This is a genomic window from Ruegeria sp. TM1040 (genome assembly GCF_000014065.1).
GTDB lineage: Bacteria > Pseudomonadota > Alphaproteobacteria > Rhodobacterales > Rhodobacteraceae > Epibacterium.
The window spans coordinates 2,124,091-2,142,826 of sequence record NC_008044.1 but is presented as its reverse complement, the minus strand read 5'-3'; the positions used below and the strand labels follow the sequence as shown (position 1 = coordinate 2,142,826).

At 61.2% G+C, this 18,736-nt stretch carries 14 protein-coding genes and 3 tRNA genes; 6 read left to right on the top strand and 11 right to left on the bottom strand.

Annotated features, from left to right (window positions below; all coding sequences use genetic code 11):
- Positions 1 to 102: 102 nt before the first annotated feature.
- Positions 103 to 690, bottom strand: coding sequence for an imidazoleglycerol-phosphate dehydratase HisB (hisB, locus tag TM1040_RS14580; RefSeq protein ID WP_011539357.1), 588 nt, complete (start codon positions 688 to 690; stop codon positions 103 to 105).
- Between the two features lie 198 nt (positions 691 to 888).
- On the opposite strand from hisB, the gene TM1040_RS14575 reads away from it, so the two are divergent.
- Entirely contained in the window at positions 889 to 1,128 is a 240-nt protein-coding gene (locus TM1040_RS14575; protein ID WP_005652398.1) for an Lrp/AsnC family transcriptional regulator, read from the top strand.
- A gap of 146 nt (positions 1,129 to 1,274) precedes the next feature.
- Here the strand turns inward: TM1040_RS14575 and TM1040_RS14570 are convergent, their stop codons facing one another.
- The 4 genes from TM1040_RS14570 to TM1040_RS14555 all read right to left on the bottom strand — a co-directional run bounded on the left by TM1040_RS14570 (position 1,275) and on the right by TM1040_RS14555 (position 3,383).
- Positions 1,275 to 2,627, bottom strand: a complete 1,353-nt coding sequence (locus TM1040_RS14570) for an aminotransferase (RefSeq protein WP_011539356.1) — start codon at positions 2,625 to 2,627, stop codon at positions 1,275 to 1,277.
- A gap of 162 nt (positions 2,628 to 2,789) precedes the next feature.
- Positions 2,790 to 2,864, bottom strand: a tRNA-Gly gene (locus TM1040_RS14565).
- A gap of 178 nt (positions 2,865 to 3,042) precedes the next feature.
- Positions 3,043 to 3,117, bottom strand: a tRNA-Gly gene (locus TM1040_RS14560).
- A gap of 191 nt (positions 3,118 to 3,308) precedes the next feature.
- Positions 3,309 to 3,383, bottom strand: a tRNA-Gly gene (locus tag TM1040_RS14555).
- A 291-nt stretch (positions 3,384 to 3,674) separates the two neighbouring features.
- On the opposite strand from TM1040_RS14555, the gene TM1040_RS14550 reads away from it, so the two are divergent.
- Positions 3,675 to 4,160 (top strand): GNAT family N-acetyltransferase, encoded by a 486-nt coding sequence (locus TM1040_RS14550; protein ID WP_011539355.1) that lies wholly within the window; start codon positions 3,675 to 3,677, stop codon positions 4,158 to 4,160.
- On the opposite strand, the gene TM1040_RS14545 is transcribed toward TM1040_RS14550, so the two are convergent.
- Together TM1040_RS14545 and TM1040_RS14540 are read right to left on the bottom strand one after the other, a co-directional pair.
- Positions 4,161 to 5,069, bottom strand: coding sequence for a DUF2971 domain-containing protein (locus TM1040_RS14545; protein ID WP_011539354.1), 909 nt, complete (start codon positions 5,067 to 5,069; stop codon positions 4,161 to 4,163). It abuts the gene before it with no gap.
- 71 nt (positions 5,070 to 5,140) lie between these two features.
- Positions 5,141 to 8,581, bottom strand: a complete 3,441-nt coding sequence (locus tag TM1040_RS14540; protein ID WP_011539353.1) for a pyruvate carboxylase — start codon at positions 8,579 to 8,581, stop codon at positions 5,141 to 5,143.
- 438 nt (positions 8,582 to 9,019) lie between these two features.
- Here TM1040_RS14540 and TM1040_RS14535 point away from each other — a divergent pair, with 438 nt between their 5' ends.
- Positions 9,020 to 9,454 carry a BLUF domain-containing protein gene (locus TM1040_RS14535; protein ID WP_011539352.1) on the top strand — a complete coding sequence of 145 codons (435 nt, stop codon included), beginning with the start codon at positions 9,020 to 9,022 and terminating at the stop codon, positions 9,452 to 9,454.
- 142 nt (positions 9,455 to 9,596) lie between these two features.
- Here the strand turns inward: TM1040_RS14535 and TM1040_RS14530 are convergent, their stop codons facing one another.
- Positions 9,597 to 10,766: an alpha-hydroxy acid oxidase gene (locus TM1040_RS14530; RefSeq protein WP_011539351.1), complete on the bottom strand. Its 1,170-nt coding sequence runs from the start codon at positions 10,764 to 10,766 to the stop codon at positions 9,597 to 9,599.
- 175 nt (positions 10,767 to 10,941) lie between these two features.
- A complete protein-coding gene (locus TM1040_RS14525; protein ID WP_044027223.1) occupies positions 10,942 to 11,358 on the bottom strand; it encodes a BLUF domain-containing protein in 417 nt (138 codons plus the stop codon).
- Positions 11,359 to 11,618: 260 nt separating this feature from the next.
- Here TM1040_RS14525 and TM1040_RS14520 point away from each other — a divergent pair, with 260 nt between their 5' ends.
- On the top strand, positions 11,619 to 14,063 hold the full coding sequence (locus tag TM1040_RS14520; RefSeq protein ID WP_011539349.1) for an ATP-dependent helicase: 2,445 nt from the start codon (positions 11,619 to 11,621) through the stop codon (positions 14,061 to 14,063).
- A 539-nt stretch (positions 14,064 to 14,602) separates the two neighbouring features.
- Here the strand turns inward: TM1040_RS14520 and TM1040_RS14515 are convergent.
- On the bottom strand, positions 14,603 to 14,824 hold the full coding sequence (locus tag TM1040_RS14515; RefSeq protein WP_011539348.1) for a DUF1127 domain-containing protein: 222 nt from the start codon (positions 14,822 to 14,824) through the stop codon (positions 14,603 to 14,605).
- 318 nt (positions 14,825 to 15,142) lie between these two features.
- On the opposite strand from TM1040_RS14515, the gene TM1040_RS14510 reads away from it, so the two are divergent.
- Positions 15,143 to 16,228: an Mrp/NBP35 family ATP-binding protein gene (locus TM1040_RS14510; protein WP_011539347.1), complete on the top strand. Its 1,086-nt coding sequence runs from the start codon at positions 15,143 to 15,145 to the stop codon at positions 16,226 to 16,228.
- A gap of 244 nt (positions 16,229 to 16,472) precedes the next feature.
- Entirely contained in the window at positions 16,473 to 17,321 is an 849-nt protein-coding gene (locus TM1040_RS14505; RefSeq protein WP_193339797.1) for a hypothetical protein, read from the top strand.
- 312 nt (positions 17,322 to 17,633) lie between these two features.
- On the opposite strand, the gene mraY is transcribed toward TM1040_RS14505, so the two are convergent.
- Positions 17,634 to 18,716, bottom strand: coding sequence for a phospho-N-acetylmuramoyl-pentapeptide-transferase (gene mraY, locus TM1040_RS14500; protein WP_011539345.1), 1,083 nt, complete (start codon positions 18,714 to 18,716; stop codon positions 17,634 to 17,636).
- Positions 18,717 to 18,736: the final 20 nt, after the last annotated feature.

Sequence of the window (18,736 nt, the reverse complement as noted above, 5' to 3'; positions counted from 1 at the left end):
AAATCCTCGGGATCTTATGCGCCCCGGCCCGGCAGCCCTCTTAGGGCACGCGTCTGGGCGAGGCAAAAGCGGGCGAGAGCCTGGGGGCTCTTCTGGAGCGTGTCAGAGCGCGCCTTTGGTGGAAGGGACGGCGTCGGCCTTGCGGGGGTCGACCTCAACCGCGGTGCGCAGCGCGCGGGCCACGGCCTTGAAGGCGGCCTCGGCGATGTGGTGGCTGTTCACCCCATGGATCTGGTCGATATGCAGGGTGATGCCACCATGGGTCGCCAGCGCCTGAAAGAACTCGCGGACGAGTTCGGTGTCAAAGCTGCCGATCTTCTGCGTGGGCAGATCCACATTCCAGACAAGGAAAGGCCGGGCGGAGAGATCGAGCGCCGCGCGCACCTGCGCGTCATCCATCGGCAGGTGACACTCGCCGTAGCGGTTGATGCCTTTTTTGTCGCCAAGCGCCTGCACCAGGGCCTGACCCAGTGCGATGCCGGTGTCCTCGACGGTATGGTGGTCGTCGATGTGGTAGTCGCCCTTGGCGCGGATGGTCATGTCAATCAGAGAGTGGCGCGACAACTGGTCGAGCATATGGTCAAAAAAGCCAACGCCGGTCTGATTGTCATATGTGCCGCTGCCATCGAGGTTGACGGAGACGGAGATCTCCGTCTCGGCGGTGGAGCGGGAAACCTGGGCTGTGCGCATGGCGAAATCCTCAATCTGTTGGCTAGGCTTATAGGGCTGAGAGGTGCTCAGGCTCAAGGGGGCAGCGCCGATTGTCGGGGGGATGTGGTGTCGCGATCGGCCTCTCACAGTGCGGCGTTGGATTTGCCGGGATTGCCCTTTCTTGCGCCACATGCGAGGTTGCAGGCCAACCAGACCTGACAGAAGCTGAGGCGAGAAATGTCCACCTGTGTCTTTATCCAGATCCGCTGCAAACCCGGCACCACCTATAAGGTGGCCGAGGATATTGCGCTGCATGAAATCCACTCGGAACTCTACTCCACCAGTGGCGAATATGATCTGCTGATGAAGCTCTATATCCCCTCCGGCGAGGATGTGGGAAAATACATCAACGACCATCTGCTTCAGATCCCCAATATCGAGCGCTCGCTGACGACGATGACCTTCAAGGTCTTCTGAGGGGGGCCAGAAGGAGCGCCGTGCGGCGCGCAGGGTGTGCTTTTCCCTATGGGAAAAGCCTGTTGCGAGGCGCTGCCTCGCGCTCCGGGATATTTGTAAGAAGATGAAAAGGCGCCCGATTCGATCGCGGCGCCTTTTGTTTTGGATCAGCTGTTCAGGAGGCCTTCGGATCTCAGGGCCTCGTAGGCAGCATCGACACCGGCCTTGGTGCGTTTGAGCATCTCGTCCACCTCTGGCTTTGTGATGATGAGCGGCGGGCAGAAGGCCAGCGCATTGCCGGCCACCGCGCGCAGGATCACGCCCTCGGTCTGGCAGGCTTTGACTGCGGCAGCACCACCCTTGCCGCCTGCGATGGTGGCGCCGGTGGTCTTGTTTGAAACCAGTTCGAGCGCGGCGATCAGGCCTTTGCCGCGCACCTCGCCCACCAGCGGGTGATCGGTGAAGGTCGCGCGCAGTTGCTCTTGCAGGTAGGTGCCGACCTCGGCGGCGTGGTCAAAGATCTTGTCGCGCTCGTAGATTTCGAGCGTCTTCAGGGCCGCAGCACAGGCGGCGGGGTGGCCCGAGTAGGTGTAGCCATGGCCAAAGACGCCGACCTCATTGGTCTGATCCACCATCGCCTTGTACATCCAGCCGGGAATGACGGAGGCGGAGATCGGGAAATAGGCCGAAGACAGCTGCTTGGCAAAGGTCATGAGGTCCGGTTTGATGCCCATGGTGGTGCAGCCAAAATCGGCGCCTGTGCGACCAAAGCCGCAGATGACCTCATCCGCCCAGATCAGGATGCCATGTTTGCGCAAAAGCGCCTGCAGCCCCTCGTAGTAGCCTTCGGGGGGCACGATTACACCGGAGGCGCCGGTGATCGGCTCGATGATCATCGCGGCGATCGTGTCGGGGTCCTCGGCGAGGATCTGGTCTTCGAGGTTTTGCAGGATGCGCTCGACAAACTGCGCTTCGGTCTCATTGCCTTGGCGGCCGGTGTAATAATGCGGCGCATCGGTGCGCAGGATCGAGAGCGCCTCAAGCGGGGCGTCGAAATGGGCGAGGTTCGCAGGCAGGGAGGTCAGCGATCCCGCCGCCACGGTCACGCCGTGATAGCCGCGCTCGCGAGTGATGATCTTGCGCTTGTGCGGCTTGCCGATCGCGTTGAAGTAATAGCGCAGCATCTTGTAGTGGCTGTCGTTTGCGTCCGAGCCGGAATTGCCAAAGAAGAAATAGGCGTCCTCGACCGGCACCATTGCCTTCAGCTTTTCGGCCAACTCCATCACCGGCGCGTGGGTCTTGCCGCCAAACGTGTGCTGGAAGGGCAGGCGTTTCAACTGCTCGGTGATGGCCTCGACCACCTCGGTGTTGGAATAGCCCAGCGAGGTACACCACAGGCCCGCGAGGCCTTCGATATATTGTTTGCCGGTGTCGTCATAGACGTAGATCCCCTCACCGTGGGTGATGCAGAGCTGCTCCGTCGCGGTGAAATTCGTCGTCGGGTAGATCACGCTCGCCATCTGGCCAATCCTTTGCTGTCACAGGTTGGCGTTAGGATTGGCGTGCATTTGCGGGGCAGTCAAAGGGTTTTGATCAAAAGTCGCAAGTCTTTGTTCAATAAATGCAAAAGGCTCTGAAACGCGAAAGGCCGCGCCCGAAGGCACGGCCTTTTCGATTTCGAATGGAGCGGGCGAGGCGATTCGAACGCCCGACCCTAACCTTGGCAAGGTTATGCTCTACCCCTGAGCTACGCCCGCGCTGCCATTCGGTGACGCGGGGTTTATGTAATCCCGTCTCTGGCTGCAAGAGGAAAATCGCCTCGTTGCTCTAAAAAATGTCCACTCCGAGTGGTCGGTGGGGGGGCACCGAAGCGATGTGGTGGGGAGTGGAAAAGCGAAAGGCCGCACCCGGCGGCGCGGCCTTTTCGATTTCGAATGGAGCGGGCGAGGCGATTCGAACGCCCGACCCTAACCTTGGCAAGGTTATGCTCTACCCCTGAGCTACGCCCGCGCTGCCATTCGGTGAGGCGGGGTTTAGGCAATCCCGTCTGTGGCTGCAAGAGGAAAATTACGGCATCCCGGCAAAAATTGCAGACGCTCTGAAGCTGCAGAGGATTACCTTGTCGACATCGGCGGGAGGAGAGCGCGGCGGGCCACAAAGCGAAAGGCCGCACCCGGAGGCGCGGCCTTTTCGATTTCGAATGGAGCGGGCGAGGCGATTCGAACGCCCGACCCTAACCTTGGCAAGGTTATGCTCTACCCCTGAGCTACGCCCGCGCTGCCATTCGGTGTATGGTGTTTATGCCGCGTCGCGCGGGGCTGCAAGAGGAAATATGGGCGGATCCGGGAAATTTCAAAACGCCGGTCGGGTTGCCCCCTCGGGCCATACGGGCCTCCTTCCCGAGGGGATTATTGAAAGGCGCAACCGGCCTGACGCAGGTTGTGACGTTTTTGAACGCGCGTGGGATAAAACGGCCCGATTGCGCAAATGTGATTGGCAGCGTCCGTGCGGGGGCCGCTAAGGCGGGCAAAGCACTCGCGCTATGCACAGTCAGGAAGATCTTCGCCATGAGACAGCCGCACCGCCCCGTGATCCGTTTTGTTCGCCTGTCCGAAATCGACCCGCAAGAGATCACGGCCCATATGTCCGATCCTCTGATGGCCGAGCACATGCCGCTCTTGGAAGGGGTGGAGTGGAATGCCGCGCAGACCGAGCAGTTTGTCGCAGCCAAAGAAGCCTGCTGGGCGCGCGACGGCCTGGGGCATTGGGGCATTCTCTCGGATGATGCCTATATCGGGTGGGGCGGTTTTCAGAAAGAGGACGAGGAGTGGGATTTCGGGTTGGTGCTGCGGCACAGCGCCTTTGGTCGGGGCATACAAGTCGCCAAGGCCGCCCTTGCGGTGGCGGCGCAGGACACGCGCATTCCCTTTGTGACTTTTCTTTTGCCGCCATCGCGTCGTCATCTCGGAGCGCTGCGGCGTCTGGGGGCAGAACGTCTGCCGGATGTGGAGCACGCAGGCAGGCCGTTTATGAAGTTCAGGCTGGTGTTGTGACTATTTGAAGGGAATTTTTGAGGCGCACATATCGGGCCGATCGTGGGTGTAAGATTGGAAGACGTTTCTGGTGAAACGCTCGACTTTTGCGAAGTCGGTTTTTGGCCCGACCATGATCTTCTGGATGGCCAACGGATGTGTGAGCGGCCCGAGGATGTCGTCCGGTGCCGGCGCCAAGTGGAATTTGCGGCGATCGTGGTTGCCGACAAAGACTACGTGTTGGCTGTTACCTTTGTCGTTGCCGTCATAGGCATGCCCCCAAATTCGATACTCTCGTTCTTCGGCAAATGCGGGATGTTTGCGGTGCTTCATCCAATGGGCCAAGTAATGCGTCCACTTGAGGTGAAAGTCGGCCGAGTAATCCTCGTTTGAAAGTGCATTTGAAAGTTGCGGGAAATTTCTGAAGGCATAGTCAACATTGCTTGGCCCTTCAAACCCACCTGAGGCGTTTTGCTGGATGTGCGCGGTCGAAGATTGAAGCGTTGCATCGCTTGGGCCACAGAAGGTTTGCAGGTCTGCAGCGCAAAACCCGATCGCCACTGCGCCATTGCCGCCGCCATTGGTGAGCTGACCGTATCCGCGCCACATCGACAGGGAATCCCTTGCGCTGGACAGACAGATCATCTGACCGTGCAAGAAGCTAGATTCCAGGTCCTCTATGATACGCTCCTCGTTCTCTCGGATTGCTGCAGACACGGGATCTGCAAAGCCTTCAGTGGTGTTCCAAGTGTTGTGAGTCCCAAACGCGTCTCGCAGGGCTTTGAAACCAAACAGGATTTCCTCGCGGTCGTTGGTGTCGCGAAAGTCGCTGGCCAGAAGGCATTGAGAAGTAAGAATCGCCGTAAGCGTATCGAATGTCGTGTAATGCCACAGAACATCCGGGAGCTGTCCGGTCGTCTCTTCGCTCATGTGAATTCCCCAAATGAAAAAGCCGCAGCCCCGATGGGGAGCTGCGGCTGAATTTTAGCATGGGGCCTGGGTCATTCCAGTTCGACCAGCAGATCCTTGGCGTCGATCTGACCACCGGGCTGGACGTGGACGGCCTTGACCACCGCGTCGCGCTCGGCGTGCAGGCCGGTCTCCATCTTCATCGCCTCGATGGTCAGCAAGAGATCGCCCTCGTGCACCTGCTGGCCCACCTGAACCCCGATGGAGGCCACAACACCCGGCATCGGCGCACCGATGTGGTTGATGTTCCCTACTTCGGCCTTTGGGCGCTGGGTGGTGGAGGATTTCACCAGACGGTTGGGCACGCGGATGACGCGCGGCTGGCCGTTCAGCTCGAAAAACACCTTCACTTCGCCTTTTTCATCCGTCTCGCCAATGGCTTGCAGGCGGATTTCCAGCGTCTTGCCGGGGTCGATCTCAGCGGTGATCTCGTCACCGGGTTCCATCCCGTAAAAGAACGTCTTGGTCGGCAGCGCGCGCACCGGGCCGTATTGGCGATGGCGGCCCATGTAATCGAGGAACACCTTCGGATACATTAGATAGCCGTTGAGATCCTCGTCATCGACCTTGAAGCCTTCGAGCTCTTTGGAGAGTTCGGCGCGGGTGCTCTCGATGTCGACCGGCTCCAGATGCGCACCGGGGCGCTCAACATTGGGGGCTTCGCCTTTCAGCACCTTCTTGACGATGCTTTCGGGGAAACCGCCCGGAGGCTGGCCCAGGTTGCCGCGCATCATGTCCACCACCGAGTCGGGGAAGGAGACTTCGGATTTGGGATCTTCGACCTGCGCGCGGGTAAGCCCCTGAGAGACCATCATCAGCGCCATGTCACCCACCACCTTGGAGGAGGGGGTCACTTTGACGATGTCGCCAAACATCTGGTTCACATCCGCATAGGTCTGCGCAACCTCGTGCCAGCGCTCCTCAAGTCCAAGGCTGCGGGCCTGTGCCTTGAGGTTGGTGAACTGACCGCCGGGCATCTCATGGAGATAGACCTCAGACGCGGGCGCTTGCAGCCCGGATTCAAAGGCGGCGTATTGCGCGCGCACCTGCTCCCAGTATTCCGAGATCTCGCGGATGTTGCCAATGTCCAGACCGGTGTCGCGGTCTGTGTTCTTGAGCGCCTCCACGATCGACCCCAGACAGGGCTGCGAGGTGCCGCCGGAAAACGCGTCCATCGCCGCATCGACCGCATCAACGCCCGCATCTGCCGCGGCCAGAATGGTCGCGCCCGCGATGCCAGAGGTGTCATGGGTGTGGAAGTGGATCGGCAGGCCGACCTCTTCCTTCAGCGCCTTGATCAAGAGCTTGGCCGAGGCTGGTTTCAACAGACCCGCCATGTCCTTGAGGCCCAGCACATGCGCGCCTGCGGCTTCCAGTTCCTTGGCCATGCCGACGTAGTATTTCACGTCATATTTGGCGCGGGCCGGGTCAAGGATGTCGCCGGTGTAGCAGATGGTGCCTTCGCAGATCTTGCCGCTCTCGACCACGGCGTCCATGGCGACGCGCATGTTCTCGACCCAGTTGAGGCTGTCAAACACGCGGAAGACGTCGATACCCTTGGCCGCTTCCTTGACGAAGAACTGCACCACGTTGTCGGGATAGTTGGTGTACCCCACCCCGTTGGAGGCGCGCAGCAACATCTGCGTCATCAGGTTCGGCATCGCCTCGCGCAGGTCGCGCAGACGCTGCCAGGGGCATTCCTGCAAAAAGCGATAGGCCACATCGAACGTCGCCCCGCCCCAGCACTCGACCGAGAACAGCTGGCTGAGGTTCTGTGCATAGGCAGGCGCGACCTTGATCATGTCGATGGACCGCATGCGGGTGGCGAGCAGCGACTGGTGCCCGTCGCGCATGGTGGTGTCGGTCAAGAGCAGCTGACGCTGCGCTTTCATCCAGTCGGCAACCGCCTTTGCGCCCTTTTGCTCCAGCAGGTTCCGCGTGCCATAGGGCAGGTTGCCCGTATCGGCGCGCGGCGCGCGCGGCTCTTTGAGGTCGGCAGCTGGCGCGGCGCGGCCTTCGGTCTCGGGATGACCGTTAACGGAAATATCCGCGATATAGGTCAGCACCTTGGTGCCCCGGTCGCGCCGCTTGGCGAATTGGAACAGCTCCGGCGTCTCGTCGATGAATTTGGTGGTGTATTCATTGTTGAGGAACGTGGGGTGCTTCAGCAGGTTCTCGACAAAGGCGATGTTTGTGCTGACACCGCGCACCCGGAACTCGCGCAGCGCGCGGTCCATACGGGCGATGGCCTTCTCCGGCGTTGGCGCTTTGGCCGTTACCTTGGTCAGCAGGCTGTCATAGTAGCGCGTGATCACCCCACCCGCATAGGCGGTGCCGCCATCCAGACGGATGCCCATGCCGGTGGCCGAGCGATAGGCGGTAATGCGGCCATAGTCCGGGATGAAGTTGTTGAGAGGATCTTCGGTGGTCACACGGGTCTGCAGCGCATGCCCGTTGAGCGAAATCTCTTCCTGGCTGGCCTTGCCGGTGGCCTCTGCGAGGGTCTTGCCCTCGGCAATCAGGATCTGCGCCTGCACGATGTCGATGCCGGTGACTTCTTCGGTGACGGTGTGTTCCACCTGCACCCGCGGGTTCACCTCGATGAAGTAGAACTTCTCCGTCTCCATATCCATTAGGAATTCGACGGTGCCCGCACATTCATAGTTCACATGCTGGCAGATCTTGCGGCCCAGATCGCAGATCTCGGCGCGTTGCGCATCCGTGAGATAGGGCGCGGGCGCGCGTTCCACGACCTTCTGGTTGCGGCGCTGCACCGAACAGTCGCGCTCATAGAGGTGATAGATCTCGCCGTGCTTGTCGCCAAGGATCTGCACCTCGACGTGACGGGCGCGGGTGATCATCTTCTCAAGATAGCCTTCGCCATTGCCGAATGCGGCTTCGGCCTCGCGGCGACCTTCCAGAACCTTTTCCTCGAGCTCGTCCTCGGAGTGGATCGGGCGCATCCCGCGTCCGCCGCCGCCCCAGCTCGCCTTGAGCATCAGGGGATAGCCGACCTCTGCCGCTTCTTTGCGGATCGCGTCCATGTCATCGCCCAGCACCTCGGTGGCGGGGATCACTGGCACGCCCGCCTCAATGGCGACGCGGCGCGCGCTGGCCTTGTCGCCAAGGGCGCGCATGGTCTCGGCCTTGGGGCCGATAAAGGTGATACCGTTGCGGGCGCAGGCATCCACAAAGTCGGGGTTCTCCGACAAAAGGCCATAGCCCGGATGGATCGCATCCGCGCCGCATTCCTTGGCCACGCGGATGATCTCGTCAATCGAGAGATAAGCGGCGACCGGGCCAAGACCCTCGCCAATACGATAGGCTTCGTCCGCCTTGAAGCGGTGCAGGCCCAGTTTGTCCTCCTCCGCGTAGACAGCAACGGTGCGTTTGCCCATCTCGTTGGCGGCGCGCATCACGCGGATGGCGATCTCACCACGGTTGGCGATCAAGATTTTGTTGAACTCAGTCATCTTTCCCCCGAGGTCTTGCTAGGTTGGGCAAGTGGTAACGGCTGTATGACACGCAGACCATCCGTGGTTCTGGGTATCTGCGGCATGATTGCGCTCACTTGCGTCCCTTATCTTGAATTTCGGCGCCGGAGGCTGCCGAAATGCGAAACTTTGGCCGGGGCCTCCCGGTTTTAGCCGCCACTCAAAGCCATTTTGGTCAGCGGGCTGACGACCTTTTAGCCACAGGCAGGCCTCAGCGCACGCTTTTTTTGCACTGCAGCATTTCGCGACTGCCCTTTTGGGCTGTTAACCACTCTTTAGGATAGTTCTTCTGTTCGAGAGAATTTCGGATAAATTTTATTCAATCGCAGCGGATCAGCAAAACGGTGATCCATTTGGACCGGGGGGGCAGCAACGTCAGTCAGGGTCCGGGATATTTCAAACCAAGGAACATGCACGATGCACCGCTTTGTTTATGTCAGCACCGCCAAACAGGATCTCACCGCGCAGCAGATCGCGGATATCGCCGGCGCTTGTCATCGCAACAACCGTCGCGCGGGTCTGACCGGCATGCTGGTGGCGCATCAGGGTCGGTTCCTGCACATTCTCGAGGGCGACGAGGCCGCAATCCGTCGTCGCGCCGAGAAGATCCAGCACGACCCGCGCCACGGTGATTTCAAGGTTCTGCAAGCGCGTGAAATCCAGATGCGCGCCTTCCTGGACTGGGTTTTTGTGCATGAAACACCCGCTGCGCTGCCTCTCTTTGGTGGCGTCAAAGTGCAGCCCCTGCGCGCTCTGCTGCCGATCAACAGCCCGCTGCGCGGCCGCGATCTGACCGTGCGCCACCTGGTGCGCGACTTCCTTGCGAGCTTCAAGCAGTTGCTGGCAGCCTGATCGGGCGCCCGCAGAGGGCAGATCATAAGACCAGTCTGATCCGGGGGGACAGACGCAGGGCGCGGTCCAGAGGGCTGCGCCCTCGCTTTTTGGCGCGCACCGCGCGGTCCTTTGCGGCACGCTGCCTTTGATCGAGCCGCCTTTAGTCGAGGCTGAGCCGCTTCAGGTCGCGCACCTCTGCCAGGGTACGGATGCCAAGCTGGCCCATGTTGGCGGTCAGATCTTTGCTCAGGATGTCGTGCAGATGTGCAGGGCCGGCCGCGCCCAATGCTGCAAGCGCATAATGCCAGGCCCGACCCAGCATCACAAAATCAGCCCCGAGCGCCAGCGCGCGCAAAATATCAAGCCCGCCCTCGATACCACTGTCGAGGATCAGCGGCAGGGTGGTGGCCGCACGGATGTCCTCGAGCACCTCGATCGGGGCAGGGGCCGCATCAAACTGACGGCCCGCGTGGTTGGAGATCCAGATCGCATCAGCCCCTGCCGCCTCCAGCCGGGGCGCGTCGCACGCATCCAGAACGCCCTTGACCACCAGCGGCCCCTCCCAATGATCGCGCAGCCATTCAAGGTACGCCCAATCGGGCGCAGTCCGCAGCAAATAGCCAATATGGGCGGTAGAGGACAAAGCCGAGGCCGCGCCCTCGATGTATTTATCAAGGGTGCGCATATGCGGCATGCCCCCTTCGCCGCGATGCTGCCGCGCCATCCCCAGCGCCCACGCCGGGCGGATCGCCACCTGCGCCAGCAGGCGCGGTGTCAGACGCGGCGGCTGCGTCAGCCCCGAGCGGGTCTGCCGCTCCCGGCGCGACGCCACCGGCACATCGACTGTCAGCACCAGCACCTTGAAACCCGCCGCCCGCGCACGCTCCAGCATGTCCTTGCGGATGCCTTCATCTTTGGGCGGATACATCTGGAACCAGCCCTGCGCGCCCAGATGCGGGGCCAGATCCTCGGGGCTTTGGCTTGCCACCGTCGAGAGCCCATAGGGGATATTGGTCTGCGCGGCATGGCGGGCCAGATGACCCTCGGCATCGGGCCAGATCAGCCCCGACATCCCCACCGGCGCAATGCCAAAGGGGCGCGGCAACGGGGTACCAAACAAGGTGGTGCCAAGGTCCACCTCCTGCGGGCCACCAAGGATTGCGGGCATCAGCCCGATCCGGTCAAGGCAGAGCCGGTTGCGCGCCTGCGTGGCTTCGCGCCCGGTGGCGCTGTCGAGGTATTCCCAGACAAATCGGGGCAGACGCGTGCGGGCCTTGGCGCGCAAATCATCCAATGCGGGGTAGCGTTGATCCAAAGTCATGCCCGCCATCATTTGCAAAACGCTGGCGCTGTCTATCCCCTTTGCGCGGGGAAGACCGCACAAAGACATCTGCGCCGGATGAGTCTCGGCGGTTTGGCTCTCTATGGGGATTGGGTCGGGGGCCTCAGATCTCAGGAGCGATCTTTCTGAGGGGCGGCTGCTGGCGTGCAAAACGCAAGCGGGCTCAGGCGGCGTCCAGTTCCGAAAACCGCGGCAACAGATCGCCAAGGGTCTGGCGCGAAGGGGCGACAGGTTCATCCGCCAGATCAAAAAGCGCCGACAGGGCTTCATGCATGTCTTCACTCACCTCGCCCGGCAGCATCAATGCCATTGGTTTGTTGGGGAAATTGCGCATATTGGTCGGCACGTCGCAGATGATCTGGATGTTCTGATGGCGCGCGTCACGCCGGATCGCCTCGAACCGGGCGGTCACCGCCTCGGACGGGCCCTCCAGCAGTTGCAAGAAACGCCCCTTGTCAAAAGACAACGCCCCGGTGAGCCCCATGCTTCCGTTCTTGCGCCGGGATTTCTCCGCGATGGCGGCGACTTTCTCGTCCGTCATCAGGGGGCTTGCGTCGCTGGTGTATATGATACGTCTCATCTTCATGGCCTTTCCGCGCCATTGGCGCTTGTGCCCGGCGTAGCACAAACGGCGCCTGCGCGCGATCCTGTTGAAGGCGAGCGGCCTGTTCATTTCGTGTGTCCGACCTAGCCTTTGGTACAGGAGGCAGGCACGCAGACCCGCTTTATTGTCGCAGAAGGCACTGCTATGGCGGTGTCACAACATCCGCGCAGCAAGGGTGGGAACGGAGCGTGAACAGACCTCTTCCCGTCCTTTGTGAAACAGGTTAGGATCGCCGCATGAGCACATTTGACGAAATGGACGCCTTTGAGGGCGCATCATTGTCCGCCCGCGCCATGGCCGCGCGTCCCATGCCCTATCTGGATGGTCTCAATCCGGCCCAACGCGACGCGGTGGAGACGCTGGATGGGCCGGTGTTGATGCTGGCGGGCGCGGGCACCGGCAAGACAAAGGCGCTGACCACCCGGATCGTGCATCTGTTGAACACGAACAAGGCGCGCACCAACGAGATCCTCGCCGTGACCTTTACCAACAAGGCCGCGCGCGAAATGAAAGACCGCGTGGGCCGGATGCTCGGTCAGCCTGCCGAGGGCATGCCGTGGCTCGGCACCTTTCACTCGATCTGCGTGAAGCTCCTGCGCCGACATGCGGAACTGGTGGGGTTGAAGTCCAACTTCACCATTCTGGACACCGACGATCAGATCCGCCTGCTGAAACAGCTCATCCAGGCGGCGGGCATCGACGACAAGCGCTGGCCCGCGCGGATGCTGGCAAACATCATCGACGACTGGAAAAACCGCGCTCTGACGCCTGCCAAGGTGCCTGCGGGGGATGCGGCGGCCTATAACCATCGCGGCACCGAGTTCTACGACCAGTATCAGACCCGCCTCAAGGAGCTGAACGCGGTTGATTTTGGCGATCTGCTGCTGCACTGCGTCGAGATTTTTCAGAACAACCCGGACCTCCTGGCGCAATATCACCGCTGGTTCCGCTACATCCTCGTGGACGAGTATCAGGATACCAACGTCGCCCAATATCTCTGGTTGCGGCTCTTGGCGTCGGGGCACAAGAACATCTGCTGCGTGGGCGACGATGACCAGTCGATCTATGGCTGGCGCGGCGCCGAGGTGGGCAACATCCTGCGGTTTGAAAAGGATTTTTCCGGCGCCAAGGTGATCCGGCTGGAGCAGAATTACCGCTCCACCAAACACATTCTTTCGGCAGCCTCCGGTGTCATCCGGGGCAACGAAGGGCGGTTGGGCAAGGAGCTCTGGACCGAGGCCGAGGGTGGCGAAAAAGTCCGCCTCATTGGCCATTGGGACGGTGAGGAAGAGGCCCGCTGGATCGGCGAGGAAATCGAGGCGATGCAGCGTGGCACCCGGGGGATGCGCCAGTATGGCCTCAATGAAATGGCGATTCTCGTGCGTGCCTCGCACCAGATGCGCGCCTTTGAGGACCGGTTCCTGACCATCGGTCTGCCGTATCGTGTCATCGGCGGTCCGCGCTTTTACGAGCGGTTGGAAATCCGCGATGCCATGGCCTATTTCCGCGTGGTGATCTCGCCCGAAGATGATCTGGCCTTTGAGCGCATCGTCAACACGCCCAAACGCGGCCTTGGCGACAAGGCCCAGCAGACCATTCAAACGGTGGCGCGCGCCAATGGCGTCTCTCTCCTTGAGGGCGCGCGGCTTGCGGTCGAGGATGGCCTCATCAAGGGCAAGGGCGGGGCCGCCTTGCGCCGTCTCGTTGAAAACATCGCCCGTTGGGGCCAGATGACCCGCACCGTGCTGGCCGACCCGGACGATCCGGACGCGGTGGTCGAGGGCGTGCAGAGCTTTGAGGCGTTTCAGGCCCGTACAGAGGTCTCGCATGTGGAGCTTGCGGAGATCATCCTGGATGAGAGCGGCTATACCTCCATGTGGCAGGCGGACAAGAACCCCGACAGCCCCGGCCGGCTCGAGAACCTCAAGGAACTGGTGAAGGCGCTGGAAAACTTCGATAATCTCCAGGGGTTTCTCGAACACGTCAGCCTTGTGATGGACAATGACAAGCAAGACGCCGAGCAAAAAGTATCGATCATGACGCTGCATGCCGCCAAAGGGCTGGAGTTCCCGGCGGTGTTCCTGCCGGGGTGGGAGGATGGGCTCTTTCCCTCGCAGCGCTCGATGGATGAAAGCGGCCTTAAGGGCCTCGAGGAAGAACGCCGTCTGGCCTATGTGGGCATCACCCGCGCCGAGAAGGTCTGCACGATTTCCTTTGCGGGCAACCGGCGGGTCTTTGGCCAGTGGCAGTCGCAACTGCCTTCGCGCTTTATTGACGAGCTGCCCGAAGAGCATGTGGATGTGCTGACCCCTCCCGGCCTCTATGGTGGCGGGTTTGGGGCCGCTGCGCCTTCGGCCTCTGCGGTTGCCGAGCCAGCGGTGCGTTCCACCATCGAGGAGCGGATGAGCAACGCCGATGGCTATAACTCGCCCGGCTGGAAACGGATGCAGGCCCGCACGGCGGAACGTGGCTACAGCAAACCGCGCAAGAGCGAGGCGCAGACCATCGACCTGGCGGCGACCTCCAGCTTTACGGTTGGGGAGCGGGTGTTTCACCAGAAATTCGGCTATGGTGCCGTGGTCGGGATCGAGGGCGACAAGCTCGAGGTGGATTTTGAAAAAGCCGGCCCCAAGAAGGTGGTGGCGCGCTTTGTTTCCGCCAGCGATGACATCCCGTTCTAAAGCGCAGGCTTAGAGATTGAGACGGTCGGATCGCTTTGCGATCCGATCCGGGCGGCGGGGCCGCAGCGGCAGGCGCCCCTGCGGCCCCGCCGCCATACCCCAGTATCAACTGCCGGGGATCTGCAACGGAGCGCAGCTGGCGCTATGGCCGCGAGCGATCTCTTGCGGTGCACGAAGCCCGTTGGCAAAATCCTGTGACCTGAAATCTGTGACCTGAAATCTGCGATCAAAGACTCCTCAAACCGGGGCTTTTGCGCGCGTGAAACAGCGCAGGCGTCCGCGCAGAACATGACGCGGGCACAACTTTAACAAAGAGGGGGAAGATCCTGTTCCTAAAACAGGAAACGGCGGCGCCCAGGGAGGAGGAGGGGGCACCGCCGTTCTGTTGCACATCAGGTTAAAGGGAGGAGGAAACCTGATGCATCTGGTCCCGGCTTCTGGCCGGTATAGGGTGCGGTGGCATCAGGGAGGAGGAGGATGCCACCGCTTAGGACAGGCCCTTAAGGGAGGAGGAGAAAGGGCCTGATCTCGTTTGATCCTTACTTAAGCTCTCCATAGGCAGCTTCAAGAGCAATGCCTTTCAGCATGGAGCGGCTCAGCCCCAGATCTGCGAGCTCGCGGTTGCTCAGCTCGCGCAGTTCGTTCAGGGTCGCGCGGTAGACGCGATACTGCGCAAAACGGGCACGCAGGCCTTCGATCATCGCGGCAACACCACCGGAGGTGAGGGACTTGGGTGCGTGGATCGTGTTCAGAATTGCCATCGTTTCGTCTCGCTTCTCTGTCGTCTGGACCGTGTGTCCAAATGACTGTCTGTCTCTGTTGATCCTTAAGATAATGAAATGCTGCGGACGCACAATCCGGGGATTGGTCATTTCTGCTATGCAGCAAGTGCATGGGTAGATAAGATATTTTTTCTCGACTGCTTAAAGGCTGGGCGACAATCTTTCAGATTGATGTATGCGTGGGCAACAATTGATCCGCCGGGGTGCCGCTCTGGGCAATTTGATGCTTGGGCCGGGAGCGTCGCGTGTCTATATCAGCTCTGGCCCCCGAATACGGCAGAAACAGGAGTTGCCCGCATGCCCGTCACACAGGAAGAGATTCGCGCCGCTTTGGACCGTCTGGAGCTTCCGGGTGGGGGCACATTGGTGTCACGCGACATGCTGCGCGCCCTCTCCATCGAGGGCAGCACAGTGAGATTCGTGATCGAGGCGGCCTCACCGGAAGAGGCCTCCAAGATGGAGATGCTGCGCCGGGCGGCAGAGGCTTCGGTCAAGGCGCTGCCCGGTGTCGAGACGGTCGCGGTGGTGCTTACGGCGCATGGTCCCGCTGCGCCGACCAAATCGGCGCAAAAACCTGCGCCGAGCCTCAAGCTGGGTGGCCATCCTAAACCGCAGGCTGCGCCGATGAAACCCTCGGGCGTGAAACGCATCCTCGCGGTGGGATCGGGCAAGGGTGGCGTTGGCAAATCCACCGTGAGCGCCAACCTCGCGGTGGCGCTGGCCCGGCAGGGGCGCAAGGTCGGGCTCTTGGACGCTGACATCTACGGCCCCTCGCAGCCACGCATGATGGGGGTCTCCGGTCGCCCCGCCAGCCCCGATGGCACCACCATCGAGCCGCTCCATGCCCATGGGGTCACGGTGATGTCGATCGGCCTCATGGTGGAGGAGCGCAAGGCCGTGGTCTGGCGCGGCCCGATGCTTATGGGCGCACTCCAGCAGATGCTGGGGCAGGTGAACTGGGGCGAGCTTGACGTGTTGATCGTCGACCTGCCGCCGGGCACAGGCGATGTGCAACTCACGCTCTGCACCAAGGCCGAGCTGTCGGGGGCCATCGTGGTCTCCACCCCGCAGGATGTGGCCCTTCTGGATGCGCGCAAGGCGCTTGATATGTTCGACACGCTCAAAACCCCGGTGCTGGGCCTCATAGAGAACATGTCCTTCTTTACCTGCCCCGATTGCGGCGGCACCCATCACATCTTTGGCAACGGCGGTGTTGCCGCAGAAGCCAAGGACCTGGGCCTGCCGCTCCTCGGGGCCCTGCCGATTGATCTGGAGACCCGGCTGGCGGGCGACAGCGGCACGCCCATCGCAGCCGGAGAGGGCGTCATGGCCGAGGCCTACGCGCGTATCGCCAAGGGGCTGGTCGAAGGCGGCATGGCGTGAATGGTCAGGAGAGACGCGGATGGTGTTTTCAATGGTCTGGGCATGGTGGAGGCAGCAAGCCAAAGGTACGCCCACAATAGGTTCTGTGAACGCCCGCAGGTATAAAGGTATCAAAGAAAGAGGGATGCAAGCTCTCCTGAATTGGTCATCGTATGACCAAATCTCGCAGATGGAGAGTTCACTCACTGTGCAGCTTTTGCAGATGTCCGTTTTTGACTTTCATTCATCTATAGATCGAGGCGAAATGAATGACGCGCGAGTGGCGCGTCTGCGCGACAGGGACATTGAGGCGCTGCAACAGATTCCAGATTTGGCGCAGGTCTTCATCTTGCATCACGATGGATATGTGCGCGAAGCGGCACTCAAACAGCTTGACGGTTCAGTCGGCGCTCCGGGATGCATCTACGCCCTGTTCTGGCGCACAAATGATTGGGTGCATGAGGTGCGTGAGGCGGCCCACGAGGCTTTGGCGCGGGTACTGCCTCAGACATCTGCAGAGGTCATTGTCCCGGCCATACGGGCGGCTCTTCCACGGATTGCCAGTTGGGGGCGCTGGTCGCAGGCAGGGCCAGGGAGGATCACGACACTCGCCCAAAGAGACGACGTGGCCAGCGCGTTGGTTGACGATGTGATTCAATCCGAGGGCGCGGCCCTCACGGTCGTGTTTCGGGAACTGTGCAAGACCCCCAAGATTGACCCCCAGCTTGAGCGGATCTTTCGCAAAGCCCACCAACCGCATATCCGGGGGATGGCTCTTCAGATCTTATTGTCGGGCAAGGCCAGATGGCCTTTACCTCAGCGCCGAAAGGTCTGGATCGACAAACCTTCGGGGCGCTCTCGTATGGAACTGCAATTCCAGAGCCGGGACATCACGGTCGACGCCGACGTCCTCGGGCTGTTGCAAAGGGCTGTGACAGATCACGCCAGTATCGTGCGCAAACATGCGCTCGATGGGATGATCGCTCTGCGCCATGACCGCGAGATGGCGCACACATTGGACACGCTGGTCGCGGGGCTTGAAGACGATCCCAACATCGGCGTCCGGTCCCGCGTTGCGTTTTTTCAGTGCAAGCGGCGAGAAGAGAACCCGTAACAGGTCCTTTCCCGTTGCGCCCCCACCGCGCGCTCTGCTCAGGGTGTTTTCACCCCATTGCCCTATGCTGGCGGGTGTCGCGACATATTACCGGAGACCGGCCCCCAGAGACCACCCCCTCATTGGGTGCAGGGCGGGTCCGATTGAGGCTCACAGGATCTGACCTTTCGGGGTCAGCCGATGCTCCGCCCCTATGGCGGCGCCGTCATCCTTTAAAAGCGAAGCCGCGCCAAGGTGTCCCCCGCGCGGCTTTCATAGCTCAGAGAGAAACAGACGCTGCAGCTCAGGCCGCAAGCGCTGAATTAGCGTGGGTTAGCGCACCTTCAGTGTTGCCAGGCCGATCATCGCGAGGATCAGCGAGATGATCCAGAAGCGGATCACGATGGTCGGCTCTGCCCAGCCTTTTTTCTCGTAGTGGTGATGGATCGGGGCCATCAGAAACACCCGCCGGCCGGTGCGCTTGAAGTAGAGCACCTGAATAATGACCGATAGCGCTTCGACCACAAAGAGCCCGCCGACGATGGCCAGCACCAGTTCGTGTTTGGTCGAGATCGCAATGGCCCCCAAGGCACCACCAAGCGCCAGCGAGCCGGTGTCGCCCATGAACACCGCAGCGGGCGGGGCGTTGTACCACAGGAAGCCAAGACCCCCGCCAAAGAGCGCCGAGGTGAAGATCAGGATCTCGCCTGTCCCCGGCACGTAATGCACATCGAGATATTCCGAGAAATCCACACGCCCCACCGCATAGGCGATGATCCCAAGCGTGCCTGCCGCGATCATCACCGGCATGATCGCAAGCCCATCGAGCCCATCTGTGAGGTTCACCGCATTGGCGGCCCCCACGATCACGCAGATGCAGAAGGGCACATACAGATAGCCGAGGTTCAGCAGAACGTCCTTAAAGACCGGCATCGCCAGCTGGTTCTGCAGCTCAGCCGGGTGGTTCCAGCTCGCCCAGAGCGCGGCCACGATGGCGATCACAAACCCCAAAAGCAGCCGCACCTTGCCCGACACCCCACTGGTGTTCTGTTTGGAGACCTTGGCATAGTCATCGGCAAACCCGATGAGCCCAAAGGACATGGTCACAAACAGCACTAGCCAGACAAACGGATTGTCCCAGCGCGCCCACATGAGGGTGGAAAACAGCAGCGCCCCGACGATCAACAGGCCCCCCATGGTGGGGGTGCCGACCTTCGCGAGATGCGCCTCGGGGCCATCGTCGCGGATCGGCTGGCCCTTGCCCTGGCGTTTGCGCAGCACGTTGATCAGCGGTTTGCCAAATACAAAGCCAAAGATCAGAGCCGTCAGAAAGGCCCCGCCTGCGCGGAAGGTGATATAGCGGAAGAGGTTGAAGAAATCTCCCCCGTCCGACAGTGCGGTCAACCAATAAAGCATGCCAGTGCGGGTCCTGTCTT

What these genes read in the sequence shown, in the direction of transcription:
- hisB (WP_011539357.1), bottom strand. Translation starts at nt 690, where the DNA reads ATGCGCACAGCCCAGGTTTCCCGCTCCACCGCCGAGACGGAGATCTCC.
- TM1040_RS14550 (WP_011539355.1), top strand. Translation starts at nt 3,675, where the DNA reads ATGAGACAGCCGCACCGCCCCGTGATCCGTTTTGTTCGCCTGTCCGAA.
- TM1040_RS14530 (WP_011539351.1), bottom strand. Translation starts at nt 10,766, where the DNA reads ATGGCGGGCATGACTTTGGATCAACGCTACCCCGCATTGGATGATTTG.
- TM1040_RS14505 (WP_193339797.1), top strand. Translation starts at nt 16,473, where the DNA reads ATGAATGACGCGCGAGTGGCGCGTCTGCGCGACAGGGACATTGAGGCG.
- TM1040_RS14510 (WP_011539347.1), top strand. Translation starts at nt 15,143, where the DNA reads ATGCCCGTCACACAGGAAGAGATTCGCGCCGCTTTGGACCGTCTGGAG.
- TM1040_RS14575 (WP_005652398.1), top strand. Translation starts at nt 889, where the DNA reads ATGTCCACCTGTGTCTTTATCCAGATCCGCTGCAAACCCGGCACCACC.
- TM1040_RS14520 (WP_011539349.1), top strand. Translation starts at nt 11,619, where the DNA reads ATGAGCACATTTGACGAAATGGACGCCTTTGAGGGCGCATCATTGTCC.
- TM1040_RS14570 (WP_011539356.1), bottom strand. Translation starts at nt 2,627, where the DNA reads ATGGCGAGCGTGATCTACCCGACGACGAATTTCACCGCGACGGAGCAG.
- TM1040_RS14515 (WP_011539348.1), bottom strand. Translation starts at nt 14,824, where the DNA reads ATGGCAATTCTGAACACGATCCACGCACCCAAGTCCCTCACCTCCGGT.
- TM1040_RS14525 (WP_044027223.1), bottom strand. Translation starts at nt 11,358, where the DNA reads ATGAGACGTATCATATACACCAGCGACGCAAGCCCCCTGATGACGGAC.
- TM1040_RS14545 (WP_011539354.1), bottom strand. Translation starts at nt 5,069, where the DNA reads ATGAGCGAAGAGACGACCGGACAGCTCCCGGATGTTCTGTGGCATTAC.
- mraY (WP_011539345.1), bottom strand. Translation starts at nt 18,716, where the DNA reads ATGCTTTATTGGTTGACCGCACTGTCGGACGGGGGAGATTTCTTCAAC.
- TM1040_RS14540 (WP_011539353.1), bottom strand. Translation starts at nt 8,581, where the DNA reads ATGACTGAGTTCAACAAAATCTTGATCGCCAACCGTGGTGAGATCGCC.
- TM1040_RS14535 (WP_011539352.1), top strand. Translation starts at nt 9,020, where the DNA reads ATGCACCGCTTTGTTTATGTCAGCACCGCCAAACAGGATCTCACCGCG.